A 25,616-nucleotide genomic window follows, 5' to 3' on the forward strand; every position below is an offset into this window, starting at 1 on the left:
CTTCGTAATCGTTATTAGAAATTGAAATCATGGAGCTATGGTGAGAAATATAAACTGGTTGGGACTGTTTGTTTTGTTATCTGGTATAACGTTGACGGTGTGCAGTTGCCAAAATAGAGCAACAGATACCGTACAAAATAGAACTGCGGATCAAGACAGCACTTTCGTTATACGTGATTCTCTAGTTATGCAGGCAGATAAAAGAACGGTATTGGCTGATACCATCGTGATTTCTAAAAAACATGATCCCAATGTTGTTGTCTGTGATATGGATGGCGACAGCCGGTTGGATACGGTGCATATCGTTCAAAATACGATGAACAATAAATATGGTCTTAAAGTGTCTTTCGGCAACAAAAAAACTACCTATCTAGGAATGGGACAGGATATTTTAGGTCAGGGATTTGATGATATTGACTGGGTCGGTATTTTTGAAAAAGCGCCGAGAGGAGAGATCTATTATAATAATGTTAGTGATGAAGGTGAAATTATGACAGCAGATGAGGTTGATGAAAAGGATAAAATTAAATTACCGCATGATGGTGTTTTTATCCACCAGGCAGAAGCTTGTGGTGGTGGGATCATTTACATGAATAACGGTAAATTTGAGTGGATTCAACAGGAGTAACTTTTGACCAATGTCATGTGCATAGAAAGAAAATGAATTATTTTTGATGCTCGATCAGCTGAATCTGCAGTTCTCATAATGATCACTGTGACCGAATCCATTCGGGATAGGGTAAGAAATAAAAAGGCCAATCTCCTGTATTGAGATTGGCCTTTTTACTTTTTATAAGCTGCGATTAATTAGCAGGATAAACGAAAGGTTTACCATCAATCGTATTATTTTTGATATTGGCATTGATAACGCGCTCAAACAAAATTTCCTTTTTGTTCCAGTGAAATGCCGGATACTCCTTATTTGTCTTAATCGTATTGTTATTGAAAGTAATGCCATCTACAGATTTCGCATATAGAATCGGCTTATCAAAAGTTTCAAAATAGTTGTTTTCGATCTTAATACCGCTATGGAAGTATTTCTGCTGGTTTTTTAAGTCTGGAATCTCTGGATAGATGGAGATCACCGCATTGGTGAACTGGAACATGTTGGTCAAAGCATTGATAAACTTATTGTTTTTGATCGTGATATCACGGCATGTGCCTGTTTCGTACCAGCCGTTGCTATCGCCACATAAAAGAATGGCTGTTCCTGAGGTATGATCAAATAGATTATTTTCCACTACGGTCTTTTGAGGAGTACTGAACAGTGCACCCCGTGCTCTGTTGTTTCGTACAGTATTGCCTTTAAACTCTACTTTTGGTGTCCACGTCAGGTTTTCAATACCGATGTCCAATTTGGTTGGATCGATGTAATCATCTAAGGGTTTTGTGAATACAATTTTGAAATCCTGGATCGGATCGCTATCTTTTCTACGGATTACTTCGATGGATTGAATACTGTTTTTATTGTCCCAGAGCTCCATTGTTTTGGATTGGATAAATTGTACTGAATCGGTCGCATAGCCCCAGTCAAAACCATAGGACTGTTCGTGCATGTATTTTGCAATTACGGTTTTATTGTCCAGTTTTTGTGTGATTTTGAGATAGGTACCATGAATATTGATCGCATCGTCCATCATGTTTTCATATCGTCCATTATTGGATATGATCACACCTTTACAGCCTGAGAAATGGGTTGCATCTGCCTGTGCTGTAAAATAACGGGGATCGTTTTTCCCTCTTAATGAGACATTGAATTTTTCTAAATAAATATTTTCAGTCAGTTGCGCTAAGAGACCCATTCCTTCGGAATAGTGAACTGATATATTTTCTAATCTGGTGTCTTTACCTTTGTGCACGAAAATACCGGGATTAGGTCTATGCCAGCTTCTCATGGCAACGACTGTTCCGGGTATTAATTTTGAATTCTTCCACTTGAAGGCTTTGATGATTCCTTTTGATATTTCTGCTACATGTGCTGTGCCCACTGCGATATCACTGGTATTGTACACGATATGCTTTGTTTTTTCTTCAAAAGCGATACCGGAGGTGGGTTTCATTTCCCAACCTTCACCGGTATTGTAAAAGGTGCTGTCTTTGATGGTATAAGTGACCCAGGGAGCAGTCTGGTACGTGATTGTACCTGCTTGGGTATCGTTTTCTAAGATTTTAACCTGACAGATCTGGGGTTGCTCGAAGTCGATATGCAGATTTTTAAGGCTGAGGTTTTGATTTTCAACCAATGAAAGGGGTAACATACGTCCATGAAAGATCAGGTCTGACCCTTGTCCGTCTATGGTGATGTTGCTGAGGTTTTCTAAGGTAATACCAACGGTCTTAGGATTGTCCTGATCATGGTTGGAGATGTAATAGGTTCTTTTTTGTGCTCCTTCTTCATGGAAATCGTAACGTCCTTTTTTGAATTTGATTACTATAGGATTACCTTTTCCAGCCTCAGTAACTATTTTCTGAATCGCTTGATTGAGGGTTGCACTGCTGTTTTTCCCCGTATTGGGATTGATGCCATACTTTGTTAAGTCGTAGACTTTGGGCGTAGAATTTGCCTGTGCCTGAAAGCTGATGAAAGCGATCATAACGACCGACATGTTTTTTCTGAACCAATTTGTCATTTTAATAAATTAGTAAGTTCGGTTTTTAAAAGATTTAAGGTTTTATATTGGGGGCTTTATGTCCGATATATTATGTACAAACATAGTTTAATAGATCAGGATTTCAAAGTGGATATTGGTTTAAAAATGCATTTACGGCCATTGTAATCAGATTAATACGTGTTCTCAAAGCAATGCAGCTGATCGACAGAGCTGTCCTTATTTCTGTTTTTTCGAAGTAAAACGGTCATGCAAACGTTTGTCATTGCGGATATTTTTGAGTCCTTCATCAAGAGGATGAATATAACTTTTTTGATTTGGGGTATATTTTGTAATTTGACAAAAAACTAAAGAATAGATGCCTTTTACATTTTCTCATCCTGCATTGGTATTGCCATTGACATATTTACCAAGACATTGGTTTTCTTTGACGGGACTTGTTATCGGCAGTTTGACGCCTGATTTTGAATACTTTTTGAGAATGAAGATTAGGAGCGATTATAGTCATACAATCGCAGGTCTATTATGGTTTGATCTACCATTAGGACTAGTACTTGCTTTTATTTTTCACAATATAGTTCGTAATAGCTTAGTTGATAATATGCCTATCATCCTCAAATCAAGGTGTTTTGTATTTAAACAGTTTGACTGGAATCGTTATTTTAGAAAGAATTGGACAATCGTTATTATTTCAGTGCTTATCGGTGCGCTATCACATGTGTTATGGGACAGTTTTACACACGATGATGGTTATTTTGTTCGGCGATTTTCTGAGCTGGCAACTTCGATTAATCTTCTGGGTATACAAGTGCCTATTGTAAAGATATTGCAACATGTTTCTAGTTTTATTGGTGCGATCGTTATTGCTTTTGCTATTTATAAACTACCTGTTCAAAAGGAAAATTTAACTTCTGCTCGTTTAATGTACTGGTTACTGCTGTTGGGGCTGATGTTGTTTATTGTTGCTTTGAGATTTTTATCAGGACTTCAGTTTCAGCAATTTGGCAATGTAATCGTCAGTGCAATAGCTGCCGGACTTATTGCCTTTATTATTGTTCCTCTGGTTATTGAGACAAAAAGTGATTAATATTGGATTGGTATCGTTGATCTGAAAACAGAAAAAGCAACACCATGGTGTTGCTTTTTCTGTTTTTCTATAGATGAATTCCTTATTTAAAATAGATGCTCGTTACCAGGACTTTATTTTTGGCCTGCTTCGATTTTTTCTCCATTATTGATTCACGAGTTTCATAGACCCTTCGTTGTAACGTTCTCCCAAGATGGGGTATCTTTGGATCAGGGAATTAATTTCTGTTAAATGTTCAGGTGTTAGTTGAACATCAATTGCACCTACATTTTCTTCCAGGTACTTTCTTTTTTTAGTTCCGGGAATCGGGATAATGTCTTCTCCCTGTGCTAAGACCCATGCTAAAGCAAGTTGTGCTGGTGTACAATTTATATGATTGGCTAAGGCCGCAAATCCGACCACCAGTTTATTGTTATTGACGATGTTTTCCTCTTGATAGCGTGGTAAAGATTTTCGAAAATCATCGGCTGCAAGGGTATCCATCTGGAGCGTATTGGTTACTAAACCACGAGCTAGAGGTGAATAGGGCACAAGTGAAATCCCAAGTTCACGTGTTGTCTGCAAAATCTCGCTTTCTACATCTCTGGTTAGCAGGGAGTATTCGCTTTGGAGTGCAGAAATGGGATGTACTGCATGTGCTTTTCTTAATGATGCCGGCGAAGCTTCACTCAGTCCAAGGTATCGTATTTTTCCTTCTTTAACGAGATCGGCCATTGCACCGACAGTTTCTTCAATAGGGATATTGGCATCGACACGATGTGCATAATACAGATCAATGGTATCAATTTTAAGTCGCTTGAGACTTTGTTCAACGGCAATTTTCATCCATGCGGGCGAAGCGTCAAAATATGTTCCTGCGGCATTGCTTGGTCCTGCAATCCCATCTTTAAAGCGAAATCCAAATTTAGTAGCAATAAAGATCTTTTCCCGATTGGGGACTAAAATTTTAGCGATCAGTTCTTCATTTGCTCCATTTGCGTACATGTCGGCGGTATCCCAGAAATTGATGCCCAGGTCAAGGGATTTTTCTAATGTGGCTAAGCTCTCTTTATCGTCCGTAGGTCCATAAGCAAAGCTCATACCCATGCAACCCAATCCTAATGCGGATAGCTGTTCGTCTGTTGTGCCGAGTTTTCTGTATTTCATGATGTTCTCATTTTGTTTATACAAATGTAGTGCACGGTCTCAAAAACTGACTTATAACGATCAAACAGATTGTTATAATAATCAAACAATCTACCGCAGCTGTGTGGGTGCCATGCCGGTGTGTTTTTTAAAGTATAGTGTAAAGTAAGAGGGGTATTCGAAACCTAAACTGTAGGCGATGTCGGAAATATTCCAATCGGTATGCTGCAGTAAAGCTTTTGCTTCTTTGATGATGCGTGCGGCGATATGTGCTGTAGTGGTTTTACCCGTTATTTCTTTGACCGAGCGGTTAAGATGATTGATGTGCAGGGATAGTGCAGTGGCATAATCTGCAGGGTTCTTCAATTTGAGTACGAGTGCTGGTGAATCTATCGGAAATTGTCTTTCCAGTAGTTCGAGAAATAAGGCGGATATTCTAGAAGTAGCATTCACATACTTATGAAAGTTGGTGGTCGGATTGTTTTTCATAGCCTCATGAATGATCAAGTGCAGATAACTGCGCAATACATCGTATTTGTGAGCGTAGGTGGAAGACATCTCGGCCTGCATTTTCTGGAAAATAAAGGACAACTCCGCTAATTGGGCTTCGTTTGGGAAGAAAATGGGATTAGATCCGATCTGAAATAAGGGCGTGTCGTGTAACTGACTTGTGCGTTCACTATGTTGAATGAAATCTTCTGTGAAGAGGCAGTACCAACCGGACTGTTGTTCGGATTCAGCTTTCCAAGAATAGGGGACAATGGGATTCGAAAAAAGCAGTGCTGGTCGATCAATCTGGATCCATTTATCGGCATAATAAATCTTTCCTTTGCCAATGATCAGGGAAACTTTATAAAAATCACGTCTGCTATAGGGACTTACAACTGCGCAGGTCTCTCGACTGAAAACATTGATATGACCGATGCCTGCATTGTCCAATGGCACATGAGTGGGTGCATGACTTGGCAAGCGGCTGTAAAAATCATTGACACTTTCTGCTTGTTTCATGGTGTAAATGTATAAAATTCAAACAAATTAAGTGTCATCCTTTTGTGCGGATATGAAAGGTTTAAGGAGGTGATGTGATTTACTTGTCCTATGAGAAGTAGAATAGAATTTGATTTGCTTAATTTTATAATAGATATAAAAGATAGTAGCGTATGAATCCAAAAAAGATATGGTCTAATTTGGCAGTGACCGATTTAGACCGGACAACAAAATTTTATACTGCGTTGGGTTTTCAATCCAATGGGCGATCAGCAGATCTGACAAGTTTTCTGTTTGGAGAAGATCATTTTGTAATCCATTTTTTCTTAAAGCATATCCTTCGCGAGGCGATGTTAGGGGCTATGGCAGATACATCCAAATCTAATGAAATCATTTTTACGCTTGCCGCATCAAGTACAGAAGAGGCGGATCGTTGGGCTACTGAGGTGGAAGATGCTGGTGGAACATTGATTTCTAAGCCTGCAGCTTTTGGAAAGGGATATTATGGTTTTGTATTTGCGGACCCCGATGGCCATCGGTTTAATGTTTTTCATATGTAAAGAAACATGAATTTCGATAGCATTTATTTGAAATTATGATTGTTGTATCGGACTATAAATAATTTATTTTCTTTACAGTCCGATGCTACTTATTATTTTTAGTGCGTTATTTTCTGCCTACCCACCATTGTTTAAATTGCTGTTGATCGTCTTTTAGCAATACCTCTTCCCCGATCATAGGTGTTATCAATGGAATATGCGCTTCTTTATTTAATTCGGTAATCTGAATTAATGGCGTATCCCAAGAATGATTGGCGATATCAAACTTGGAGTTATGCACCGGGAATAGACGCTTCGTTTTCAGATCCTTTGCTGCTTTTAATACTTCTTCAGGGAGATGGTGGATATAACGCCAAGTGCTGTCAAATTGCCCATTATCTAGAATAGCTAGATCAATAGGACCAAATTTTTCACCAATAGCCGCATAATGGGTGTCATAGCCACTGTCTCCGCCGATAAAGATTTTCATCGTTGGCGTCTGTACTACATAGGACATCCATAGTGTCTTGCTGCTTTGAAGAGACCGACCTGAAAAATGTCTTGCAGGAGTTGTGTATACGGTAAATCCACTGTCGAGTGAAATGCTGTCATGCCAATCTTTTTCAATTATATCTTGAGGATTGTAACCCCAGTATTCCAGATGTGAACCCACACCAAGTCCGCAGATTACTTTCTTGGTTTTTGTTTTTAATTTGATAATGGTTTCATAATCCAGGTGATCATAATGATCGTGGGTAATAAATAAATAGTCAATCTCCGGTAGGTCTTCTACTGTATAAATGTCTGTTCCTTTAAATGATTTATTGGTTCCGGGAACAGGAGAGACACTTCCGCTGAATACGGGATCGACCAACATGCGTTTTCCGTCTATTTGCATAAAATAAGAGGAGTGCCCAAACCAGACCAATACGTCTTCCTTGCGGGACAAGTTCTGCAGATCTGTTTTTATGGTCGGTATATTTTCCAGTGGACTCTTCCGGTCTATTTTTTTGAAAAAGTAATCATAGAGTACGCTCGCATAGCTTGCATCTTCAACGATTTGAGGGGTATGGCTAAAGTTAACAAATTTACCGTCTTTGTAATTGGGTGATTTCTTAATTAATTCAAGCCGAGCGCCACTTGGTACTTTACCAAATTTGGGCTGTTGCATGTACAGGACTATAATCGCAACGAATACGATGATAAGGATGAGGATGATGAGCATAGTTTTATAAAATATTTTCATGTATGGGGTGCTGAATGGTTAGGCTTAATTACATGCTGTTGAAAGAAGCGGTATTGACCGGGCTATATCGGTTCATGATTTTTGAAGGAGCCTCGCCAAATGCTTTTTTAAAGGCAAATGAAAAATGGGAAAGGTCTTCGAATCCCAATTCCAAATAAATGTCTGAGGCTGCCTTACCTTTTTCTTTTAAGAGGTAATATGCTTCTTGTAGTCTTTTGTGCAGCAGCCAGCGTCCAGGTGTGGTATTGAATGTTTTTTCAAAATCTCTTTTAAAGGTTGCCAGACTTCTACCTGTTAAATAGGCAAATCGTTCTAAATGAACATTAAAGTGGTAATTTTTGTTCATAAAGCTTTCTAAGTCTATTTTATGCGGTTCGGTAAAATCAAACAATACATTTTTGAGTTCAGGATTGATCTGTAGGAGGAGTAATATCGCTTCTTTCATTTTAATCTGAACGAGTTTGGGATTGTCAAAACTGTGGGTCTGGTGATACGTCATCAAAGATTGAAAATAGCTATGCAACAGTACATGATCTTCAATATCCAAGACAGGTTGATCATATTGTTTTTGTTCCGCATTAATGCCGTATTCGAGACTGAAATCTTTTAATGTCTGCTGGTTAAGAAAAATAGTCAAAGATCGGAACTCGCCATTTTCAGGCGGTTCCTTTATAAATTTTAACAATTGATTTCTCCTTACCAGACGAAATGCTCCCGCATTGGAAATGTAGGTTTGATTTCCATCATTCAGCACCAGGGAACCAGCTATCTGATAGGTGAAGGTGCATTCTTGGACGAAGTGTTCTCCTTCTCTGCTTTTTGTCGCGTAACACGAATAAGCAATGCCCGATGCCTGAATGTTGTCTTTTTTTGTTTCCATCTCTGATGCAAATTTAAGATAAGGATGTTGAATTTTAGCTATTTAGCTTAAAATTGCTTTAGGTTCTAAATATGCGTCTAATCCATAAGTTCCGAACTCTCGGCCGATACCTGACTGTTTGAATCCTCCGAAAGGAGCCTGTGGGTCGTGTTTAAAGCCATTGATACAGATTCTTCCTGCATCAATCTGTGATGCTATGCGATTGGCACGTGCAAGATCTGGTGAGCTGATATATGCCGCTAGACCGTAAGTGGTGTCATTTGCAATGGAAATAGCGTCTTCGTCACTCTGGTACGGAATGATGGAGAGGACAGGACCAAATATTTCTTCTTGTGCGATACGCATATCATTATGAACGTTTGTAAAGATGGTGGCTTGAACAAAGTTACCTTTTTCCAAACCTGCTGGCTTACCCAGACCTCCTGTTAGTAACGTTGCTCCTTCATCAAGTCCGATCTGAATGAACTGTTGAACTCTTTCATATTGCTTATGGCTTACCATAGGTCCTACATGGGTATCTGGATCTGCAGGATTACCGACTTTTACATGTGTGATGGTGGCTTGTGCTAAAGCATTGATCTGATCTAGTTTGCTCGCAGGGACTAGCAGTCGGGTAGGAGCAATACAGGCTTGGCCACTATTCATATAAGCGCCATAGATAGCCATGGGGATAACGGTTTCTAAATCGGCATCTTCTAAAATAATATTCGGGGATTTGCCACCAAGCTCCAAAGTGACACGTTTCATCGTATCTACTGCGCCTTTAGCAATTGTTTTGCCAACCGCAGTTGAACCGGTGAAGGATATTTTGGCAATATCAGGGTGATTGGTTATTGCGGCGCCTACAACATTTCCTAGACCATTTACGATATTGAATAAGCCTTTAGGTAAACCCGCCTCATGGAAACATGTGGCAATAAGCTGTGTCTGTTGGGCACTCATTTCGCTAGGCTTGATGACGACGGTACATCCGGCAGCAATAGCTGTGGCAAGCTTACTGCAGATAAAACCATTGCTGGCGTTCCAGGGGGTGATGATGCCGACAACCCCTAATGACTCCATACGGACTTGTGATTGTCCAACAGTTTTTTCAAAGTCATAGTTTTGAAGTGTTTCGATCATTGTTGGGAATGACGCGATCGCAATCTGCACACTGGTTTGGCAAAATTGGTAAGTTCCGCCATATTCTTCGACCATAATAGCAATCAGTTCTTCTTCGCGCTTACTGACAGCACGATGTAGTTTTTCCAGGTAAGCAATACGTTCTTCTTTACTTGTTTTAGAGAATGTTTTGAATGCTTCTTTTGCGGCCTGGACCGCAATATGGGTATCCATTTCGTCCCCAAGGGTAACTTCACCCAATTTTTCATTAGTAGTGGGGCTGATGAGATCAAAAGTTTCTGTCCCATGTGGTGTGATAAAGGCACCGTTTACATAAATCTGATTTATCTTTTTCATGTTCTGCTGATTTGTTTATTCAAAGGTAGCGGGATTATAAAGAGGCTGTTTTGCTCAAAAGCTCAATGTTGCTTTGTTGAAAAGCTCATTAATAAATATATCAAAATGACATAAAGACAACAAATATGGAGCGCTTAATTGTTATGTTTGTTTCGAGATTATTAGATATGTAGATATGGTTGATATTTTTAAGATTTTAGCAAATGAACATCGGTTACAGATATTGCAGTGGTTGAAGAATCCGCATGCTAATTTTATCGCCGAAGATATTGAACCGGAGGTAACGGATTATGGTGTTTGTATGAGCGTCATCCAAAAGAAGGCAGGTTTGTCCCAATCAACGATATCATCTTATTTGACATCGATGGTGAATTGTGGTTTGTTGAAATCTGTGCGGGAGGGACAGTGGACTTATTATAAGAGAAATGAGGAAAAACTTCAGGAATTGGCTTCTTATATCAAGAATACGCTGTAGTTACTCATTATTTATTTGATGGATGGAGATATAAATATCTTCATTTTTTTTACTCAAGTATATCTATAAATCTAGATATGTCGAAATATTTTGTTGATTTTAGGGATCAGTTTTTAATGCAGTTACGGTGCTGTAAGGAAATCCGGATCTGAACACAATCTTTAAATAAGCTATTGACCTGATTTAGATCTGTACATACCACTCATTTTATTTGATAATTCATTTCAGAAGGTAAGAAGCCTTCCTTTTTTTAATCCGATATATCTATAAATCTAGATATATCGAAATAGTATAATGCTTTACATTAAAATTTTAGAACATGATAAGAAACTTTGAAAACCACTATGCATTTAACCGTGTATTTGCTCCAGATGTGTTGACTATTGGCCTATTTCTTCCCTTAGAAGTATATACCGGAAAGCTTCCCCTAGTTGAGGAGCATATGGCATATATAAAACAGATCGATCGCTTAGATTTTGCGTCGATATGGGTTCGTGATATTCCGATGTTTGATCCGAGTTTTGGTGATGCTGGTCAAGTGTATGATGCTTTTAGTTATTTATCTTTTATCGCCGGACAGACAAGCAGGGTTGCATTAGGAACAGGAAGTATTGTTTTACCTTTCTGGCACCCGATTTCTTTAGCAAAGACAGCCGCATCTTTAGATCAGCTATCCAATAACAGATTATTGCTAGGAGTAGGATCGGGGGATAGATCGATTGAATTTCCTGCATTTGGATTAGATTTTGAGCATCGAGGTGAACGTTTTAGACAGGTTTTACAGGATTTTCGACGCTTAAATAAGGAACATTATCCAAAAATTAAGTCTGAGCTGACCCACATTGACGGATTGGATCTTATCCCTAAACCCGTTCAAGAATATATTCCGAGTTTAATAACCGGTGGCAGTCAACAGCCTCTTTCCTGGATTGCTGAACATGGGGATGGCTGGATTACTTATCCGGGAGCAACAACGTCGAAATTACATGTTAGGCCGTTGGGAGAAAAGATAAAAGCTTGGCGTGACTTAATTCCCGATCAGATTTTTAAGCCTCATATGACCAATGAATGGATTGAACTAACGGAAGATCCCAATTTTCCTCGAACGCCATTGCAGGGTGGATTTGTGCTTAAAACAGGAAGGAATGGTTTATTGGAACTGTTACATGAATGGCAAGAAGCGGGTGTCAATCATGCAGCCTTAGGGATTCAATTCAGTAAGAGACCTATTGCCGATGTTATTGATGAGCTGGGAGCGGAAGTGTTGCCGTATTTTCCTTCCTTAGTGAAGGCGAGTCATATAAATATGATCCCATAGTTTAATTTCAGGAGAATAATTCTATTTTAGCCGTTAATGAAGTTGTCGTTAAATTATCTAATGGAGTTATGCAAAAAGTGACAGGTAGAAAAAAGTTTTATATCGCTTATATGTTGATCTCACTGATCATGTTGGTCGATATTACACTTATACTGACGTGGCAGATCAGTTTGGCGGGGTATTGGAGTGACCGCTTGGTCTTTTGGATATGGTTACTCACGACGCTTCCATTTCTAATTATTTTCTGGAAAAGTATTTATACGAAAATATACTGTATCGTATTAGTATTGGGGCTATTGTTTAGCATAGCCGCGATGATGTTGCCTTTTTTTGGTATTCTATTTTCAAGTACGGGCATGGAAAGACGATCGTACTATACACCAGATACCGGGAAATATAGAGTACAGCTTATTCAAAGTGTGATGGCTCGTCCGCGGTTACAGATTATTGAAAATAAAGGAATTGTTGAGAAGGTGATTTTGTTTACCGATGCCGATTTCCTGAAAAATGATAATCTTAAGGTGGGATATGAAAGTGTGATCGGCCTGGATGTCCTAAAGGATACGCCAGATAGCCTGGTTTTGGAGTTTCATATGCCTGGTCAGAAAATTGTAAAAGGTTTTAAACTAAGCGACGAATAGGATGAAATTTCGTGTCACGTTTTGTCTTAAATGAACAGTTAATATTAATCCCATAGCAGATCTATCATTGGGTATGTCTGGTATGGGATTAATTTGTTCTGTCATTTTAGTTTTGTAACTGATCTGCATGAAAAATTTCGCTCTACTGTGGCATGACTTGCGTTTACATCTTTTTGCTGTCTTCGTAAGTAGGACCATACAGTCCAGGCACTTTATTTCCGGTTGCTCTTAGGTAGACAATCAATTCTCCGCGATGATGATAAATATGATTAAAAAGGAATCCTCGTGCCACAATGCCTCTTTCCATTGGGCCTAAGAGTATGCGTTCACCTGCTTTCATTGTCCAGTGATCGCGTAGTTTTTCTTCTGTAAGTGTTGATAGAGCGGTTCTGGCTCGTGCTACATTTTTTTCAAAAAGTTCGAGCGTGGCTTTGATATCATCAGGTGCACCGCGCTCAAGATGATCGGTGGCCATATCATATACATCATCTGTAAATGTGCCTACGTACCAATAATAAATGGTTGCGATATGTTGTGCCAGTTCTCCCATTGTCCAGGAAATAGCTGCTGGCTTGTAGTGTATGTCTTTTTCAGGTACTGCCTGCAGTAATTTACGGGTGTTGTTGACCTCTTGTTCGAATTCGGTTGTCAAATATTGAATGATCATGTCTTTGGGTTTAATGTTTTTATATCGGGTATAAAACAGATGCGTACGTGAATATGTTTGGTGTTTAGCAGGTTTTTCTGGGGTAAATAAAACAAATTTATTTAAGTTTGAGTACGCTATAAATGAAAATTCATGTTAGAAGTATTATTTTCTCATATTGAAAAAAAAGTGACGCTCTCTCGTGGTGACAAAGAGGCGATAGCTTCTTTTTTTACATTCAAAAAAATCAGAAAGAAGCAATATATCTTGGAAGAAGGAGCTGTTTGTACGCATCTTTCATTTGTGAAAAAAGGTCTTATCAAATCGTACCGTTTGGATGAGAAAGGAAATGAGCATATCAGCCTTTTTGGATGGGAAGGCTGGTGGGTGTCTGATTTTAAGAGTTTTATTAATCAGCAACCGGCAATTCTCTATATAGATGCTATTGAAGATACAGAGTTACTGCTTTTATCGCGGGCAGATTATGAACAATTGATGGAAGAGGTCCCGGTGATGGAGCGGTATTTTAGAATGCTCTATCAAAATAGTTTGGTTACAAAAGATGAACGGCTGATCAGTTCGAACAGCTATACTGCTGAAGAAAAATTTCAGCGTATGCTACAGGCTAGTCCTGAAATTATGCAACGTGTGCCGCAACATCTGGTGGCATCTTATCTGGGATTGGCTCCTGAAACCTTGAGTAGAATCCGTAAGAAAATTGCATCTACAGATTAATTTCATTGATCTGGATCAATGGAATTTCTTGATCTGTATCATCTCTTTCAGTTTTTAATGCAGCGAACTTTGTTGTAGAAATTTAAAGAGATATAACAATGGATAAAATTGCATTAGTAGTTGGCGCAACAGGGATCACGGGAAGTCGTTTGGCTGAGGAGCTTGTTGGCCATGGATTGCAAACTTATGGTTTGGCACGTCATCCCGGTCAAACTGATAACGGCGTAATTCCGGTAAAAGCTGATCTTATGGATGTTGAAAATCTAAAGATCGCACTTGAAAATGTTTACCCAACACATGTGTTTTTTACAACATGGATGCGGAAAGACAATGAGACAGAAAATATTATTGTAAATCGTGCTCTTGTCCGTAATCTTCTCGATGTTCTGTCTGAAAAGAAAACTGTTGCGCATGTGGCTTTGGTAACGGGGTTAAAGCATTATTTAGGTCCTTTTGAGTCATACGTAGCTACGGGTGTATTTCCTAATACACCTATTCGGGAAGAACAGCCTAGACTAAGTCATCCTAATTTTTACTACGCTCAGGAAGATGCGGTATATGAAGCTTCGGCAAGAGATGGATTTACGTGGAGTATACATAGGCCGCATACGGTTATCGGGCATGCGATCGGTAATTTGATGAATCTCGGGGTAACGCTTGCCGTATATGCCAGTATTTGTAAACAAAAAGGGGCGAAATTGATCTGGCCGGGTTCGGAAGCGCAATGGAACGGAATTTCGGATGTAACGGATACTGGTGTTCTGGCGAAGCAGTTAATCTGGGCTTCGACGACTGAGGAAGCTAAGAATATGGCTTTTAATATTGTGAACGGCGATGTCTTTCGGTGGAGTTGGTTATGGGAGCGCATCGCGTCATATTTCGGCATTGAGGCTGAAGGATTTCATGGAGAGCCGAGGCCTCTTGCCGAACAACTTAAAAATGATGGTCAATTGTGGTCTGATATGGTAAAGGAGTATGGACTGGAACAGCATGAACTTTTTCAATTGGCTTCACCATGGCATACAGATCTTGATCTGGGCAGACCTATCGAAGTGATGGTGGATATGGCCAATAGCCGAAAACTGGGATTTACGGCTTACCAGAATACCGAAGAAGCATTTGTCCACTTGTTTGAACGTCTTCGTGCAGAGAATGTGATACCCAAATAATTAGATTGATGTGGTGGTAAAGGATAGTAAAACCGGGTTTCTTTATTTTGTGATAGAGGGCTCGGTTTTACTGGCCTTTAATCATCAATCCCTTTGCCGTCCAGGATCTGCTGATAATATTTTTCAATTCGATTTTGCCGAGTTTTGGATTGTTTCGCCTGATTAAAATAAAATAGATATCCTTTTTGTCGTCCAGGTGTTAGGGAATAGAATGCTGTATTTAATTCTTGATCTTGTGCCAGTGCCTGCTGGAATTCTTCAGGAATAGGGTAGTCGTTCACTTTTTTCATTTCCACTTTTAATCCTGCTTTTTCGATCTCAATGGCTTCCCGTATGTAAGCTTGAATAACTGGTTTTAGCGTGATAATCTCTGCTATATGTTTAAATCTGATCTGTCTGCCTGCCTGTACATTTTCTGTTTGCTGGATCAATATACCTTCAGGATCTTTGAGTAAAGCTCCCTTATGAAACAGGAGCGCGCAATATTCTTTAAATCCATGAATCAGAACGATGTTTTTTCCATCGAGCGTGTAGCATGGATGCATCCATTTGTATTCTTCTTCTAAGGATTTGTTTTCAGTAATGATATCACGAAGTAAATTGAACTCTTCGGACCATTGTTGTGTTTTTTCAAAGAAATGTTCTACCTGTGTGTTCATAATGGTTGTTTTTTAAGTATAGGGCCTGATTTATTGTCTGGAACAGCTAGAAGTAATTCATAGACAAAGAAACGGTCTGTTAATAGATTGAGTTGTCCTAATCTTGTTTCTGTGTATTTAAGATCTCCTCTAACCGATTGTGCGCCATATTGATGCCTTGTGCAAAAGGCATCTTGAGCAGCTGGTCTCTAAAAGCAACAGATTTAAAAATAATCTGGATAGTAAGTTTACTGCTTGCATCTGTATAGGGTTCAAATGTGAGGTATTCAAGCTGAACAGGGAATGGACTATCTTCCATCTCGAATGTTCTTGTGATTTTTTCGTTTGGTACAAATTCATGGATTGTTCCGTTTGCCCGAAATACAACAGTGCCATCGTGTGATGTTTCAAATGCATAGGCACCATGTTTCTTGTTTTCCAGTTTCAGTACTTTTGTACCCATCCATTGTTCAAAGAGATCAGCATCTTCATATGCCTTAAAAAGCAATTCTAGAGGAAGATCAAATTCGCGTGTGATGATGATTTCTTGTTTGTCATGTTCAGCACTGATTTTTGTTTTCTGTTCCATGATTATTTGGCTATATAGTTTTTCATTACGGCTTCTAATTTATTGAATCTGTCATCCCACATCTGGCGGAACGGTTCGATAAAATCTGCAATTTCTTTCATTTTTTGCGGATTGAGATGGTAATAGATTTCCCGGCCATTTTGCTCAGGTTTTAGGAGTTCGCATTCGGTCAAAATCTGCAGGTGCTTAGAAACGGTGGGCCTGGATGTGTCAAAATTGGAAGCAATGGCTCCAGCAGGCATCGCATGTGAGGCAACCAGTAGCAATATTGCTCTTCTTGTCGGATCGGCAAGGGCTTGAAAAACGTCTCTTCTTAAATTCATTGTTATGCTCTTAGTCGCTTTAACACTTCAATCTATTATGATCTGTCCTGTCATTGCTTGATGTGTTTATGATCATGTTTTATTAACGCTATTTGGAACTGTATTTATCGTTTAATCCTATACCGTTTATAATTTGTTGTCGGTATTTTTCAATTCTTCCAATTCTTGTCTGTGCTACTTTGGGTTGTGAAAAATAAATGATGTATCCTCTTTGCCGCCCCGGTGTCAATCCGTAAAATGCTGTTTTTAACTTAGAGTCTTGTTCGAATACCTGTAGGAGTTCTTCGGGGACAGGTTCTGGATTTTTTTGAAATGTTACCTTTTGACCACTTTCTTCTATCGCTATGGCCTCGGATATATACGATTTTAAGGTATTTTCTAATCTTTTGATTTCTGCTATATTGGTAAATTTGATGATCCTGTCCGATTGTAAATTACCTTGTTGGGTTAAGATTTTATGATCGTCGGATAATAATACTCCTTTAAAAAAACCGATATTGGCGGATTGTTTTAATGCAGCAACGGAAACAATATTTTTTCCTTGGGAGGTATATACAGGTGCACCCCATTTTATTTCTTCCTTCAAACCCGCTTCCAGTACAATTTGGCGGAGCATTTCTAATTCTTCTCTCCAGTTATTGACTTTGCATAATGGTGTACCGCCATATTTGCAACGCATACAGCCATCTATCAAATATTTGTCAACTCCTGGATTCAGTTCTATTTTCATCTGTTCTCAACTTTACGTTCAACTGGTCTGAAATACCACGAAATAATCGTGAGCAGGAGTAACAGCGCAGGACCAAAATAGGTGACTGCTTTATCAGCAACTGCAAGGTGGGTGAAAATTGCGCCCGACATTAGAAAGAAAAATCCTGCATATGCCCATTCTTTTACTACTGGGAGCTTTGGAAGGAGAATGGCAATTACTCCTAGCAGCTTCCAAATACCGATAATGGTGAGAAAATAGGAGGGATAGCCTAGATCTTTCATTTTATGAACTTCTTCATCCATGTGGATGATCTGCACAATTCCAGTTGACACCATTCCTAAACTTAGCCAAATGGTAGAAAACCAATAGATGATTTTATCTCTCTTTTTCATACTGTGTTTTTTAATCGGTACAATTCGTATGTTGATCTGTTTATACTTGAGCGGTATTACTTAATACCTTATTTATCGCATGTTAGTTTTCGATCCATTGTTTGATCTTTTACTGTTCTGGAATTAAATAAGTACATCGCTACACGATTTCTTTAATTATATATCGGTTTTTTATGTTCCAAATCTCCATAGTGCTGGTTAGTTTTAAATTATGAAGTCATTTGACTACAAATATAAGTGTAGTTATTTGACTACGCAAATTTTTTTTCAAGAATTTCAAATTATTGTGATCACGTACGGTTGGCTATTGGTGAATTTTTGTCAGTTAATGGTGCTGATCACGAGGTTGGTAGTTTTTTGAGGTTATGAAATGTTTAATAATTAACGAATAGGGTTTAAAGTCGTTTTCTTTGGTCCGAAAGCTAAAAAGCCCAATCTTTCGATTGGGCTTTGCTGTTTATTCCTGATGATTATTTTTGAACCAACTTTTGGGCTGTTGTTTTTAAATTTAGCTTGCTTGTATATCAATCAATATCTTAACTTCAGTAGGATCGTTAACTAAGGCTTCAAATCCGTTCGTGACGATTTCATCTAAAACAATCTTGCGTGTAACCAATTTCTCTACCGGCATCCTACCGCTATCGATCAGTGCAATGACTTGCGGGAAAATATTGCGATAGGCAATAATTCCTTTAATGGTGATTTCACGAAGTACTTGATCGAGCGCATCAGTTGTAACAGGTTTTCCAAATAGTGCTACTAATACAGCGGTTCCTCCATTTTTTAAACTCGTGATACCCGTTGTATAGGAGGCTTGTACACCTGCGCAATCAAGGAAAACATCTACTCCGAGACCTGTTATGGTCTTAATTTTTTCGGGTATACCGTCCTCTTTCGCATTGATGATATGTGTAGCGCCTACAGATTTTGCTTTTTCAAGACGTTTGTCGGCGATATCGGTTACGATAACGGTACTAGCTCCGGCTGCCAGGGCCGCCTGAACACATAATAAACCAATTGGACCGGCTCCGGAAACTAGAACAGTCCCGCCGATTTTTAGATTACTTTGCATGACCGCATAAACTGCTACTGCTGCGGGTTCTACCAATGCACCTTTCTCGAAGGACATAGTGTCTGGTATTTTGTGCACCATATAATCCTCTACTACAACGTAAGAAGCAAATCCGCCATTGCTAGATAGGCCAACAAAGCCTAATGGTTCTGACAGGTTGTATTCTCCGTTTGCAATAAAGGGGCTATCAAAGTTTTTAAAGATTGGTTCTACGACTACCCGGTCGCCAACTTTTAAATGATGTACACCTTCGCCCACGGCATCAATAATTCCGGAGAATTCATGTCCTAATGTGGTTGTGCCCTGGTGTCCATTGAGCGGATAGGGGGCGGCTACCGGGATGAGCTGTGGACCATGGACATATTCATGTAAGTCGGAGCCGCAGATTCCTGCAAACTGAACTGAAATTTTAACTTGTTTCGCTTTTGGAGCTGGGATCTCCGTTGATTCTACCCTGATATCTTTTGCGGCATACCATCGTGCTGCTTTCATTGTATTATCCATATTGTTATGCTTTTTTATTTCATACTAAGTTACTTAAATACTGCCGGCGTGCCAAGATGTTTGAGGTGATAGATGTCACATAAATTGATGAATGTCATCATTTTCATTTATTGAATAATAACTTATTAATCTGTGGCATCAGATCTGCTCGGTAACATGATGATAATCTAAAAGCGATGATACTTAAAGAAACATTTGTGGGGCTATTGAAAAATTATACGAAAGATGAGCAATTGATCGCTTCCTTATGGAGGGAGGTAGAAGCCTATTATGGTGATACTCTCAGACATTACCATACTTTAGATCATCTTGAAAATCTGCTGCTTGAACTTACGGCTGTAAAAGAGAAAATCAAGAATTGGGAAGCTCTATTGTTTACACTTTATTATCATGATATTATCTACGATGCGTCAAAACAGAATAATGAAGATGAAAGTGCTCATTTTGCCGTAAAACGGATGAAAGAGATTGCTGTTTCCGAAGCAATTATCTTGACATGCACCGAACAGATCCTGGCGACAAAATCGCACTTAATTTCTAACGATCAGGACACAAATTATTTTACTGATGCTGATCTTTCTATTTTGGGACAACCATGGGAGAAATATGCAAAATACTATACAAATATCCGCTTGGAATATCAGATTTATCCAGATGTACAGTACCACTCTGGTCGCAAGAAAGCATTAACTCATTTTCTGTCCATGGACCGGATTTTTAAAACAGATTATTTTTATAACCGTTTTGAAGTACGGGCAAAAGAAAACCTGAAAAGAGAAATGGAATTGCTGCAGGACTAGGTATTGATGATAACGACCAGCATATACGGCGTTGTTCCTCCGTAGTGCCGTGATAAAAGGTTGACTGGCTTTCGTTGAAAGCTGGTTTATTGGTGTTTGTTAGTTATTGATCATATTACCGATTCTAGGGTCTTTATTACGAAGGTCGAGACCTCCTTCGTATACTGATTTCAAATTATGTAAATAGAATGCCCAACCATTAGAGCATCCCAGACGAATGTATTGCTTTGAGTGATCGTCCTGTGGAATATGGTGATGCCGTAATTCTACGATAACATACTCATGAAGTGTACTTAATGTCACATCAACCATACTGGTACCTTCAAATGTAAACTGGAGAAAATCTTTACCATTTGCTTTAAGGATTTCTCCATGCATGGGCGTCGGATCCAGGTACCAATACCAATCGTACTGCATGCCGCTTTCTTCTGGGTTGATCTGTTCAAGCTGATTTCCTGCCGCATCACGAAAAATGACACGTTCCAAAAACCATCTTTCTAAATTCGCCGCAACAGACCAAGCTTCATAAATCTCGGAAAGAGAGGCTTTAATCGCGATACGTTTTGTAAATGATGTCCAATCGAAATTATTCATGGTAATCAATTTAGATTTTGAGTGACGATATGATGTCGATAATAAAGATAAAATAATATATCCGTTTATTTTAACGGATTTTCATTGATTTTATTTCTTTTAGTTTATGGTCGATTTGTTTCTATAACTTATTTCTTATTCGATTGACATAAAAAAAGCGCTATCGGGAGATAGCGCTTTTGTGATATTGTTCGTATGTAGGATAGATCGTTCTTAATTATTCTTCGATCTGTTGTTTCGTTTTACTGAAAATAGTAGCGCCCATACTTGCACTTATAACGCAAGCAACGGAAATCCATTGTAACGGTGTAAGACGTTCTGATAAGAATATCATACCTGATAGGGCGGCAAATGCCGGTTGCAAACTTGTTAAAATACTAAATGTTTTTGCTGGAAGTCTTTTTAAAGCCACTAAATCTAGTGAAAATGGTACTGCGCTAGAAAGTACAGCGACGCCCAGTCCTTTTAAAAACAGCATTGGGGTAAGATTAAAAATACCACCATCCCATAGGGCAAAGGGTATAATAATTAGGGTTGCAAATAGCATTCCCGTGCTTACAGCGTCTTTTCCTGGCATAATGCCGGTCACTTTGCTTCCCATAACAATGTAGACTGCCCAAAATATACCCGCTAGAAATGCGAGAAGAAGTCCGATTAAGTCAATGTTGTTACTTTGCCATGGAACGATAAATAGAATACCAGCACAAGCGATTAATCCCCAAAGGACGTCTAGCCATTTTCGGGATAAAGATAAGGCTAGAAAAAGTGGACCTATAAATTCTACCGTTACAGCCAGCCCTAAGGGGATGCGTTGGATGGCTAAATAAAAAATAAGATTCATTGCGGCAATTCCTATTCCATAAATAGCGCAATATAACCATTGTTGTTTCGTGAATTGAAAGAATTTAGGACGATTTATAATATTTAGCAATACGGTAGACAGGCCAATTCTCAACATACTTGTTCCTGTTGCTCCTATGGCAGGAAAAAGCTGTTTAGCGATAGAGGCACCACCTTGGACACTGACCATAGATAGTAATGCCGCTGATATGGCCTTATTTGATTTTTTCATTAGAATAAATTATTTGTCAGGAAAGTTTTCACTTGTACTTAATGAATTCTTTACGCTTCGTTTGTTTTAATAATGAGCATTGGAATTACTCGTATGATTATGCACTCATTCTCTTGATATCTATATCTTATTTCTACATAACAATAGTCAACAGATGACTGCATCAAGTTCATTTTTATTGTAAATGGTATAGCTGATGATCGTATCATTTATAGCATTACAAGTTCCAATGATTGATTGATAGAAGCAGGGAGTGATATTCGAATTTAACCGTTTTATACAAAAGAAAAGCTAATCATAAGATTAGCTTTTCTTTTGTGATCCCGCTGGGATTCGAACCCAGGACCCATACATTAAAAGTGTATTGCTCTACCAGCTGAGCTACGGAATCTTACTCTTATGAAGTTTCCTTCGTTGTTTGGAGTGATGCAAAGCTAGAAAAATCTAGCAAAGGGAACAAATATATTTGCTAATTTTTTTGAAATATGTTGTAACGTATTCTTTTTTAAAATCTTATTTTTTCTATTTTCTGTACTGGAGAGGGGCGGGACAAAATAAAAGGGACACTTTTTATTAAAGCGTCCCTTTTATTTTGTTGTGAATGGTAGTGCTATTCAACTACTACACCCATTTTGCTAAATTTCGCTATACGTTCGTCCACCAAAACATCTTCGTCTTTGGCGATCAAAATCGCTAAATCTTCAACCAATTTTGCTTTTAATAACTCGGCCGCTAATTCAGGGTTTTGATGTGCTCCACCTAGTGGCTCTTTGATAATACCATCGATAAGGCCATTGCCAAGCATGTCTTTAGAGGTTAATTTTAATGCCTCTGCCGCCTTTTCTTTGTGGTCCCAGCTTCTCCATAAAATAGAGGAACAAGATTCAGGAGAGATGACAGAATACCACGTATGCTCTAGCATGTATACACGATCACCGATACCGATACCTAATGCACCACCAGAAGCACCTTCACCGATTACTACGCAGATAATAGGCACCTTTAGTACCGACATCTCCAGTAAGTTGCGTGCTATGGCTTCTCCTTGACCTCTTTCTTCAGCTTCCAAACCTGGGTATGCACCCATTGTATCGATCAATGTAACGACAGGTTTGTTGAATTTTTCTGCCATTTTCATTAAGCGAAGAGCTTTACGGTATCCTTCAGGGTTAGCCATACCAAAGTTGCGGTATTGACGCTCTTTGGTGTTTTTTCCTTTTTGATGCCCGATAACCATAACTGATTGACCTCCGATCGATGCAAATCCACCGACGATGGCTTTATCATCTCTTACAGTACGATCTCCGTGTAATTCGATAAAATCATCACAGATCATGTTAATGTAATCAAATGTTTGAGGTCTCTCCGGATGACGCGACATCTGCACATTTTCCCAACCAGACAAATTACCGTATATCTCTTTTTCAGCGTTCGCTAGTTTTTCTTGTAGCTCTAACACAGTTGCACTCATATCGACTTTCGTCTTTACGGCAACTTGTTCCACTTTTTCTATCTGCAATTGCAAATCTGCAATTGGCTTTTCAAATTCAAATGTAGTTTTCATATAAAGTTGTTATGAAAAAATCAGATGGCTAAATTAGTGCATTTTTTCCGAAATTAAAATTACGTATGACATTTACATTGGAAATCCTTTATTACATTTGTGATTCATTAAAGTATAGATGGCTTACTTTTTGTTTGATGTTTATTATCAATTTATGCGCATGTCAAAAAAATTACTATTCATAATCGGTTTATCTATTTCTACTGCAACAACCTTGTCTGCACAAACTTACCCTGAAGTTGTGTTTGAGAACAGTCTTTTGTCAGGTAACTATGCCAAAAGCTTGGTGGAATATTCGGGAGACAGTTGGGTACAGAATGTAAAGAAAAATTTACCGACTACAGATTCTTTATTTTTTACTCCAGGAAATTCACTTTCACTCCGTTATTTGTCATCAAATGCTGGAAATTGGAAGGTTGCTTTACTAAATGATCGCCATAAGATCAATTATCAGGTCCAGGCCAGTGATGTGCTGACAATTAAAATGTATGTGCAAACACCGCAAACGAAAGAAAAAACTCTTCCGAAAATTCAATTGCTTCAAAATGGTTCTGAAACTAATATTTTAGAACTTTCCCCATTTATAGATGACTTTGATCATGATACTTGGCTTAATATAGAGATACCCTTGTCAAAATTTGGAAATTTAAAAGCAGGGGAAGCAGTTTCTGAAGTGGTTTTTCATCAAAACGGAACTGATGAGATGACGCATCAGCTGTTTTTAGATCAATTGGAGTTTTTACCTAAAAATCCTTCACGCGTCAAGTTGTCTTCAGGAGCTATTCTATCACAGGTCTCCAGTATTGATAAGCAGGTGGAGCTTCAATGGCAACTGCCGTTAACACCAAGTATCCGGTATATAAAAATTTACAGATCGACAGATAATGTTGATTTTAAAGCGATTGCCATTCGACCAGTTTTTATGCAAAAATGCTATGATCTTGTCGAAGAATATAATAAAAAATATTACTATAAGATCGCATGGGTAGATTATGATTATCTGGAATCTCCATTTTCTTCGGTAAAAGAAGTTCAAACCAAACCTGCAAGTGATATAGAGCTTTCGAACTTAATCAAATTGACAAATGTCAATTATTTTATTGAGAACTATGATATCAACAGTGGTCTTTTTCTACCAAATAAATCAAATAAGAAGGCTATAGTTTCTATAGAAGAATCGGGTTATGCAATTCTTTCGTTATTGGTTGGTGCTGAAAACAATGTTATTTCGCGTCAAGCTTTATTGTTGCGTTTGAGTAGGATGATCAAGTTTTTAAACAAGGCTCAGCATCATGAGGGTGTATTTACGGCATTTTATGATGGAAGGGAAGGCGTGCCATTTTATACTGATGGCGTACAGATGTATGATGTTAAAGCGACGACGAAACTTATGGAAGGATTGCTTGTTGCTCGGGAATATTTTTCAAAGGATGTTGCTGATGAACACAATTTTAGAGAGGATGTAACGAAATTATGGAAGCGGGTGAATTGGCAAAAGCTAACATCAAAGTCAAATCCTGATGCACTGATGGATCGGTGGTCAGCTGTAGATAGCACCTATCAGTCTAAAGTTTTAAACGGCCTGAATGATGGTTTAAGTGCTTATTTATTAGCGATGTCTTCTCCGACTTATCCATTGACGGAAGCGAGTTACCTGAATGGATATGCTAAAAAATTACCTCTAGCGGATAGTTTACTTCGTTTATCTCCATCGACAGTTGATCAAGGAGCTGCTTCACATATGAATGGTGGGCTTATCATACCGCAGGTACAACCAGCTACCCCCGTATCCTTTGAAGATAGTTTGATCTTTGAAAAACATATGCTGTATGGTAAAAAAATTGCAATTGGCGATTTAAATAAAAGTTTGATTGAGTTTTATAAACCATTTTTAACCTTAGATCCGAGCGGAAAATACGATGGTTATGTCGATTATGGTGAGCTAGCAAGTAATTATATTTTAGCTTATAAAAGAAGGGATAATGAATTAAACTTGGGATCTAGTTATACAGATATTTGGGGAGTACAGAATCCGAGCGATAGCGTGGGGCATTATTTAGTGAATCCAGCAATCGCAATTTCGGCTGTTGCTTTCGAACAGGAGATCGGTCAAAAATCTTTGCGCAAATTTTATGATCAATATGCTAAGGTGCTGTTTACCCAATATGGTTTTAGATCTTGGATTGATTTGAAAAATAATGATGTTTCCGATGGTTTTAATGCGAAAAATCAGGCGAGTGTGGCTGTTTTAATGGAGAATGCAAAATCTGGATTGATCTGGAAATTGTATAACCAGATACCGGAGGTTAATGCAACTATTAAAAAGATCTATCATAAGAAATAAGCGAAACTGCTGCACGAATTAAAGGGATACAAGATCTTGTAGCGTTATGTCTAAGATCTGTATCCCTTTCTGTTTTTCTTGAGTTCACTTTTTTTTA

General features: G+C 38.6%; 26 protein-coding genes and 1 tRNA gene. 10 read left to right on the forward strand and 17 right to left on the reverse strand.

Features of this window, described 5'->3' with window-relative positions; translation table 11 throughout:
- Positions 1-37: 37 nt before the first annotated feature.
- Positions 38-628, forward strand: a complete 591-nt coding sequence (locus tag FHR29_RS04745; RefSeq protein ID WP_183912770.1) for a hypothetical protein — start codon at positions 38-40, stop codon at positions 626-628.
- Positions 629-803: 175 nt separating this feature from the next.
- On the opposite strand, the gene FHR29_RS04750 is transcribed toward FHR29_RS04745, so the two are convergent.
- A complete protein-coding gene (locus FHR29_RS04750) occupies positions 804-2,630 on the reverse strand; it encodes a right-handed parallel beta-helix repeat-containing protein (RefSeq protein WP_221197801.1) in 1,827 nt (608 codons plus the stop codon).
- Positions 2,631-2,967: 337 nt separating this feature from the next.
- Here FHR29_RS04750 and FHR29_RS04755 point away from each other — a divergent pair, with 337 nt between their 5' ends.
- Positions 2,968-3,696: a DUF4184 family protein gene (locus FHR29_RS04755; protein ID WP_183912772.1), complete on the forward strand. Its 729-nt coding sequence runs from the start codon at positions 2,968-2,970 to the stop codon at positions 3,694-3,696.
- Between the two features lie 144 nt (positions 3,697-3,840).
- Here the strand turns inward: FHR29_RS04755 and FHR29_RS04760 are convergent, their stop codons facing one another.
- Together FHR29_RS04760 and FHR29_RS04765 are read right to left on the reverse strand one after the other, a co-directional pair.
- Positions 3,841-4,842 carry an aldo/keto reductase gene (locus FHR29_RS04760; protein WP_183912774.1) on the reverse strand — a complete coding sequence of 334 codons (1,002 nt, stop codon included), beginning with the start codon at positions 4,840-4,842 and terminating at the stop codon, positions 3,841-3,843.
- Between the two features lie 90 nt (positions 4,843-4,932).
- Complete coding sequence (locus FHR29_RS04765) at positions 4,933-5,829, reverse strand: AraC family transcriptional regulator (RefSeq protein WP_183912776.1); 897 nt, start codon at positions 5,827-5,829, stop codon at positions 4,933-4,935.
- A gap of 152 nt (positions 5,830-5,981) precedes the next feature.
- On the opposite strand from FHR29_RS04765, the gene FHR29_RS04770 reads away from it, so the two are divergent.
- Positions 5,982-6,368, forward strand: coding sequence for a VOC family protein (locus FHR29_RS04770; protein WP_132845544.1), 387 nt, complete (start codon positions 5,982-5,984; stop codon positions 6,366-6,368).
- Positions 6,369-6,474: 106 nt separating this feature from the next.
- On the opposite strand, the gene FHR29_RS04775 is transcribed toward FHR29_RS04770, so the two are convergent.
- Genes FHR29_RS04775 through FHR29_RS04785 form a run of 3 tightly spaced genes read right to left on the reverse strand, consistent with a single transcriptional unit; the run spans position 6,475 to position 9,931 of the window.
- A complete protein-coding gene (locus FHR29_RS04775) occupies positions 6,475-7,593 on the reverse strand; it encodes an MBL fold metallo-hydrolase (protein ID WP_260291885.1) in 1,119 nt (372 codons plus the stop codon).
- Positions 7,594-7,621: 28 nt separating this feature from the next.
- Positions 7,622-8,473: an AraC family transcriptional regulator gene (locus tag FHR29_RS04780; RefSeq protein ID WP_183912778.1), complete on the reverse strand. Its 852-nt coding sequence runs from the start codon at positions 8,471-8,473 to the stop codon at positions 7,622-7,624.
- Between the two features lie 42 nt (positions 8,474-8,515).
- Positions 8,516-9,931, reverse strand: a complete 1,416-nt coding sequence (locus FHR29_RS04785) for an aldehyde dehydrogenase family protein (RefSeq protein WP_183912780.1) — start codon at positions 9,929-9,931, stop codon at positions 8,516-8,518.
- A gap of 175 nt (positions 9,932-10,106) precedes the next feature.
- On the opposite strand from FHR29_RS04785, the gene FHR29_RS04790 reads away from it, so the two are divergent.
- From FHR29_RS04790 to FHR29_RS04800, 3 genes are all read left to right on the forward strand, one after another.
- A complete protein-coding gene (locus FHR29_RS04790; protein ID WP_132768533.1) occupies positions 10,107-10,406 on the forward strand; it encodes a helix-turn-helix transcriptional regulator in 300 nt (99 codons plus the stop codon).
- Positions 10,407-10,725: 319 nt separating this feature from the next.
- Positions 10,726-11,724 (forward strand): LLM class oxidoreductase, encoded by a 999-nt coding sequence (locus tag FHR29_RS04795; protein WP_183912782.1) that lies wholly within the window; start codon positions 10,726-10,728, stop codon positions 11,722-11,724.
- 68 nt (positions 11,725-11,792) lie between these two features.
- Positions 11,793-12,365 carry a hypothetical protein gene (locus FHR29_RS04800; protein ID WP_183912784.1) on the forward strand — a complete coding sequence of 191 codons (573 nt, stop codon included), beginning with the start codon at positions 11,793-11,795 and terminating at the stop codon, positions 12,363-12,365.
- A 163-nt stretch (positions 12,366-12,528) separates the two neighbouring features.
- Here the strand turns inward: FHR29_RS04800 and FHR29_RS04805 are convergent, their stop codons facing one another.
- Positions 12,529-13,032, reverse strand: coding sequence for a DinB family protein (locus tag FHR29_RS04805; protein ID WP_183912786.1), 504 nt, complete (start codon positions 13,030-13,032; stop codon positions 12,529-12,531).
- A 132-nt stretch (positions 13,033-13,164) separates the two neighbouring features.
- On the opposite strand from FHR29_RS04805, the gene FHR29_RS04810 reads away from it, so the two are divergent.
- Both FHR29_RS04810 and FHR29_RS04815 read left to right on the forward strand, forming a co-directional pair.
- Positions 13,165-13,746 (forward strand): Crp/Fnr family transcriptional regulator, encoded by a 582-nt coding sequence (locus FHR29_RS04810; protein ID WP_132768527.1) that lies wholly within the window; start codon positions 13,165-13,167, stop codon positions 13,744-13,746.
- Positions 13,747-13,844: 98 nt separating this feature from the next.
- The gene (locus FHR29_RS04815) at positions 13,845-14,915 is read left to right on the forward strand and encodes an SDR family oxidoreductase (RefSeq protein ID WP_183912788.1); all 1,071 of its coding nucleotides are present in this window, start codon (positions 13,845-13,847) and stop codon (positions 14,913-14,915) included.
- A 77-nt stretch (positions 14,916-14,992) separates the two neighbouring features.
- On the opposite strand, the gene FHR29_RS04820 is transcribed toward FHR29_RS04815, so the two are convergent.
- From FHR29_RS04820 to FHR29_RS04845, 6 genes are all read right to left on the reverse strand, one after another.
- Positions 14,993-15,574, reverse strand: a complete 582-nt coding sequence (locus FHR29_RS04820; protein ID WP_183912790.1) for a YdeI family protein — start codon at positions 15,572-15,574, stop codon at positions 14,993-14,995.
- A 97-nt stretch (positions 15,575-15,671) separates the two neighbouring features.
- Positions 15,672-16,142 carry an SRPBCC domain-containing protein gene (locus FHR29_RS04825; protein ID WP_183912800.1) on the reverse strand — a complete coding sequence of 157 codons (471 nt, stop codon included), beginning with the start codon at positions 16,140-16,142 and terminating at the stop codon, positions 15,672-15,674.
- 2 nt (positions 16,143-16,144) lie between these two features.
- On the reverse strand, positions 16,145-16,465 hold the full coding sequence (locus tag FHR29_RS04830) for a helix-turn-helix transcriptional regulator (protein ID WP_132768519.1): 321 nt from the start codon (positions 16,463-16,465) through the stop codon (positions 16,145-16,147).
- A gap of 88 nt (positions 16,466-16,553) precedes the next feature.
- Positions 16,554-17,195 carry a YdeI family protein gene (locus FHR29_RS04835; RefSeq protein WP_183912802.1) on the reverse strand — a complete coding sequence of 214 codons (642 nt, stop codon included), beginning with the start codon at positions 17,193-17,195 and terminating at the stop codon, positions 16,554-16,556.
- Positions 17,192-17,569 carry a DoxX family protein gene (locus tag FHR29_RS04840; protein ID WP_183912804.1) on the reverse strand — a complete coding sequence of 126 codons (378 nt, stop codon included), beginning with the start codon at positions 17,567-17,569 and terminating at the stop codon, positions 17,192-17,194. Before FHR29_RS04840 ends, FHR29_RS04835 begins: the two co-directional genes overlap by 4 nt.
- A gap of 508 nt (positions 17,570-18,077) precedes the next feature.
- Positions 18,078-19,145, reverse strand: a complete 1,068-nt coding sequence (locus tag FHR29_RS04845) for a 2,3-butanediol dehydrogenase (protein WP_260291888.1) — start codon at positions 19,143-19,145, stop codon at positions 18,078-18,080.
- Positions 19,146-19,321: 176 nt separating this feature from the next.
- Between FHR29_RS04845 and FHR29_RS04850 the strand changes: the two genes are divergently transcribed.
- Positions 19,322-19,945: a hypothetical protein gene (locus tag FHR29_RS04850; protein WP_132768513.1), complete on the forward strand. Its 624-nt coding sequence runs from the start codon at positions 19,322-19,324 to the stop codon at positions 19,943-19,945.
- A gap of 99 nt (positions 19,946-20,044) precedes the next feature.
- Here the strand turns inward: FHR29_RS04850 and FHR29_RS04855 are convergent, their stop codons facing one another.
- From FHR29_RS04855 to FHR29_RS04870, 4 genes are all read right to left on the reverse strand, one after another.
- The gene (locus tag FHR29_RS04855; protein WP_132768511.1) at positions 20,045-20,539 is read right to left on the reverse strand and encodes an SRPBCC domain-containing protein; all 495 of its coding nucleotides are present in this window, start codon (positions 20,537-20,539) and stop codon (positions 20,045-20,047) included.
- A gap of 217 nt (positions 20,540-20,756) precedes the next feature.
- A complete protein-coding gene (locus FHR29_RS04860; protein ID WP_183912806.1) occupies positions 20,757-21,611 on the reverse strand; it encodes a DMT family transporter in 855 nt (284 codons plus the stop codon).
- A gap of 318 nt (positions 21,612-21,929) precedes the next feature.
- Positions 21,930-22,002, reverse strand: a tRNA-Lys gene (locus FHR29_RS04865).
- A 219-nt stretch (positions 22,003-22,221) separates the two neighbouring features.
- A complete protein-coding gene (locus FHR29_RS04870) occupies positions 22,222-23,175 on the reverse strand; it encodes an acetyl-CoA carboxylase carboxyltransferase subunit alpha (RefSeq protein WP_132845519.1) in 954 nt (317 codons plus the stop codon).
- Between the two features lie 160 nt (positions 23,176-23,335).
- Between FHR29_RS04870 and FHR29_RS04875 the strand changes: the two genes are divergently transcribed.
- Complete coding sequence (locus FHR29_RS04875) at positions 23,336-25,519, forward strand: glucoamylase family protein (protein WP_183912808.1); 2,184 nt, start codon at positions 23,336-23,338, stop codon at positions 25,517-25,519.
- Positions 25,520-25,616 lie beyond the last annotated feature (97 nt).

It is taken from the genome of Sphingobacterium sp. JUb56 (assembly GCF_014191365.1).
Taxonomy (GTDB): domain Bacteria; phylum Bacteroidota; class Bacteroidia; order Sphingobacteriales; family Sphingobacteriaceae; genus Sphingobacterium; species Sphingobacterium anhuiense.

Excerpts from the sequence above, each read along its gene's own strand:
- FHR29_RS04860 (WP_183912806.1), bottom strand. The coding sequence starts at position 21,611 with ATGAAAAAATCAAATAAGGCCATATCAGCGGCATTACTATCTATGGTC.
- FHR29_RS04845 (WP_260291888.1), bottom strand. The coding sequence starts at position 19,145 with ATGGATAATACAATGAAAGCAGCACGATGGTATGCCGCAAAAGATATC.
- FHR29_RS04810 (WP_132768527.1), top strand. The coding sequence starts at position 13,165 with ATGTTAGAAGTATTATTTTCTCATATTGAAAAAAAAGTGACGCTCTCT.
- FHR29_RS04785 (WP_183912780.1), bottom strand. The coding sequence starts at position 9,931 with ATGAAAAAGATAAATCAGATTTATGTAAACGGTGCCTTTATCACACCA.
- FHR29_RS04750 (WP_221197801.1), bottom strand. The coding sequence starts at position 2,630 with ATGACAAATTGGTTCAGAAAAAACATGTCGGTCGTTATGATCGCTTTC.
- FHR29_RS04870 (WP_132845519.1), bottom strand. The coding sequence starts at position 23,175 with ATGAAAACTACATTTGAATTTGAAAAGCCAATTGCAGATTTGCAATTG.
- FHR29_RS04745 (WP_183912770.1), top strand. The coding sequence starts at position 38 with ATGGTGAGAAATATAAACTGGTTGGGACTGTTTGTTTTGTTATCTGGT.
- FHR29_RS04835 (WP_183912802.1), bottom strand. The coding sequence starts at position 17,195 with ATGAAAATAGAACTGAATCCAGGAGTTGACAAATATTTGATAGATGGC.
- FHR29_RS04775 (WP_260291885.1), bottom strand. The coding sequence starts at position 7,593 with ATGAAAATATTTTATAAAACTATGCTCATCATCCTCATCCTTATCATC.
- FHR29_RS04825 (WP_183912800.1), bottom strand. The coding sequence starts at position 16,142 with ATGGAACAGAAAACAAAAATCAGTGCTGAACATGACAAACAAGAAATC.
- FHR29_RS04760 (WP_183912774.1), bottom strand. The coding sequence starts at position 4,842 with ATGAAATACAGAAAACTCGGCACAACAGACGAACAGCTATCCGCATTA.
- FHR29_RS04805 (WP_183912786.1), bottom strand. The coding sequence starts at position 13,032 with ATGATCATTCAATATTTGACAACCGAATTCGAACAAGAGGTCAACAAC.
- FHR29_RS04815 (WP_183912788.1), top strand. The coding sequence starts at position 13,845 with ATGGATAAAATTGCATTAGTAGTTGGCGCAACAGGGATCACGGGAAGT.
- FHR29_RS04820 (WP_183912790.1), bottom strand. The coding sequence starts at position 15,574 with ATGAACACACAGGTAGAACATTTCTTTGAAAAAACACAACAATGGTCC.
- FHR29_RS04840 (WP_183912804.1), bottom strand. The coding sequence starts at position 17,569 with ATGAAAAAGAGAGATAAAATCATCTATTGGTTTTCTACCATTTGGCTA.
- FHR29_RS04780 (WP_183912778.1), bottom strand. The coding sequence starts at position 8,473 with ATGGAAACAAAAAAAGACAACATTCAGGCATCGGGCATTGCTTATTCG.
- FHR29_RS04790 (WP_132768533.1), top strand. The coding sequence starts at position 10,107 with ATGGTTGATATTTTTAAGATTTTAGCAAATGAACATCGGTTACAGATA.
- FHR29_RS04855 (WP_132768511.1), bottom strand. The coding sequence starts at position 20,539 with ATGAATAATTTCGATTGGACATCATTTACAAAACGTATCGCGATTAAA.
- FHR29_RS04795 (WP_183912782.1), top strand. The coding sequence starts at position 10,726 with ATGATAAGAAACTTTGAAAACCACTATGCATTTAACCGTGTATTTGCT.
- FHR29_RS04770 (WP_132845544.1), top strand. The coding sequence starts at position 5,982 with ATGAATCCAAAAAAGATATGGTCTAATTTGGCAGTGACCGATTTAGAC.
- FHR29_RS04830 (WP_132768519.1), bottom strand. The coding sequence starts at position 16,465 with ATGAATTTAAGAAGAGACGTTTTTCAAGCCCTTGCCGATCCGACAAGA.
- FHR29_RS04765 (WP_183912776.1), bottom strand. The coding sequence starts at position 5,829 with ATGAAACAAGCAGAAAGTGTCAATGATTTTTACAGCCGCTTGCCAAGT.
- FHR29_RS04800 (WP_183912784.1), top strand. The coding sequence starts at position 11,793 with ATGCAAAAAGTGACAGGTAGAAAAAAGTTTTATATCGCTTATATGTTG.
- FHR29_RS04755 (WP_183912772.1), top strand. The coding sequence starts at position 2,968 with ATGCCTTTTACATTTTCTCATCCTGCATTGGTATTGCCATTGACATAT.
- FHR29_RS04875 (WP_183912808.1), top strand. The coding sequence starts at position 23,336 with ATGTCAAAAAAATTACTATTCATAATCGGTTTATCTATTTCTACTGCA.
- FHR29_RS04850 (WP_132768513.1), top strand. The coding sequence starts at position 19,322 with ATGATACTTAAAGAAACATTTGTGGGGCTATTGAAAAATTATACGAAA.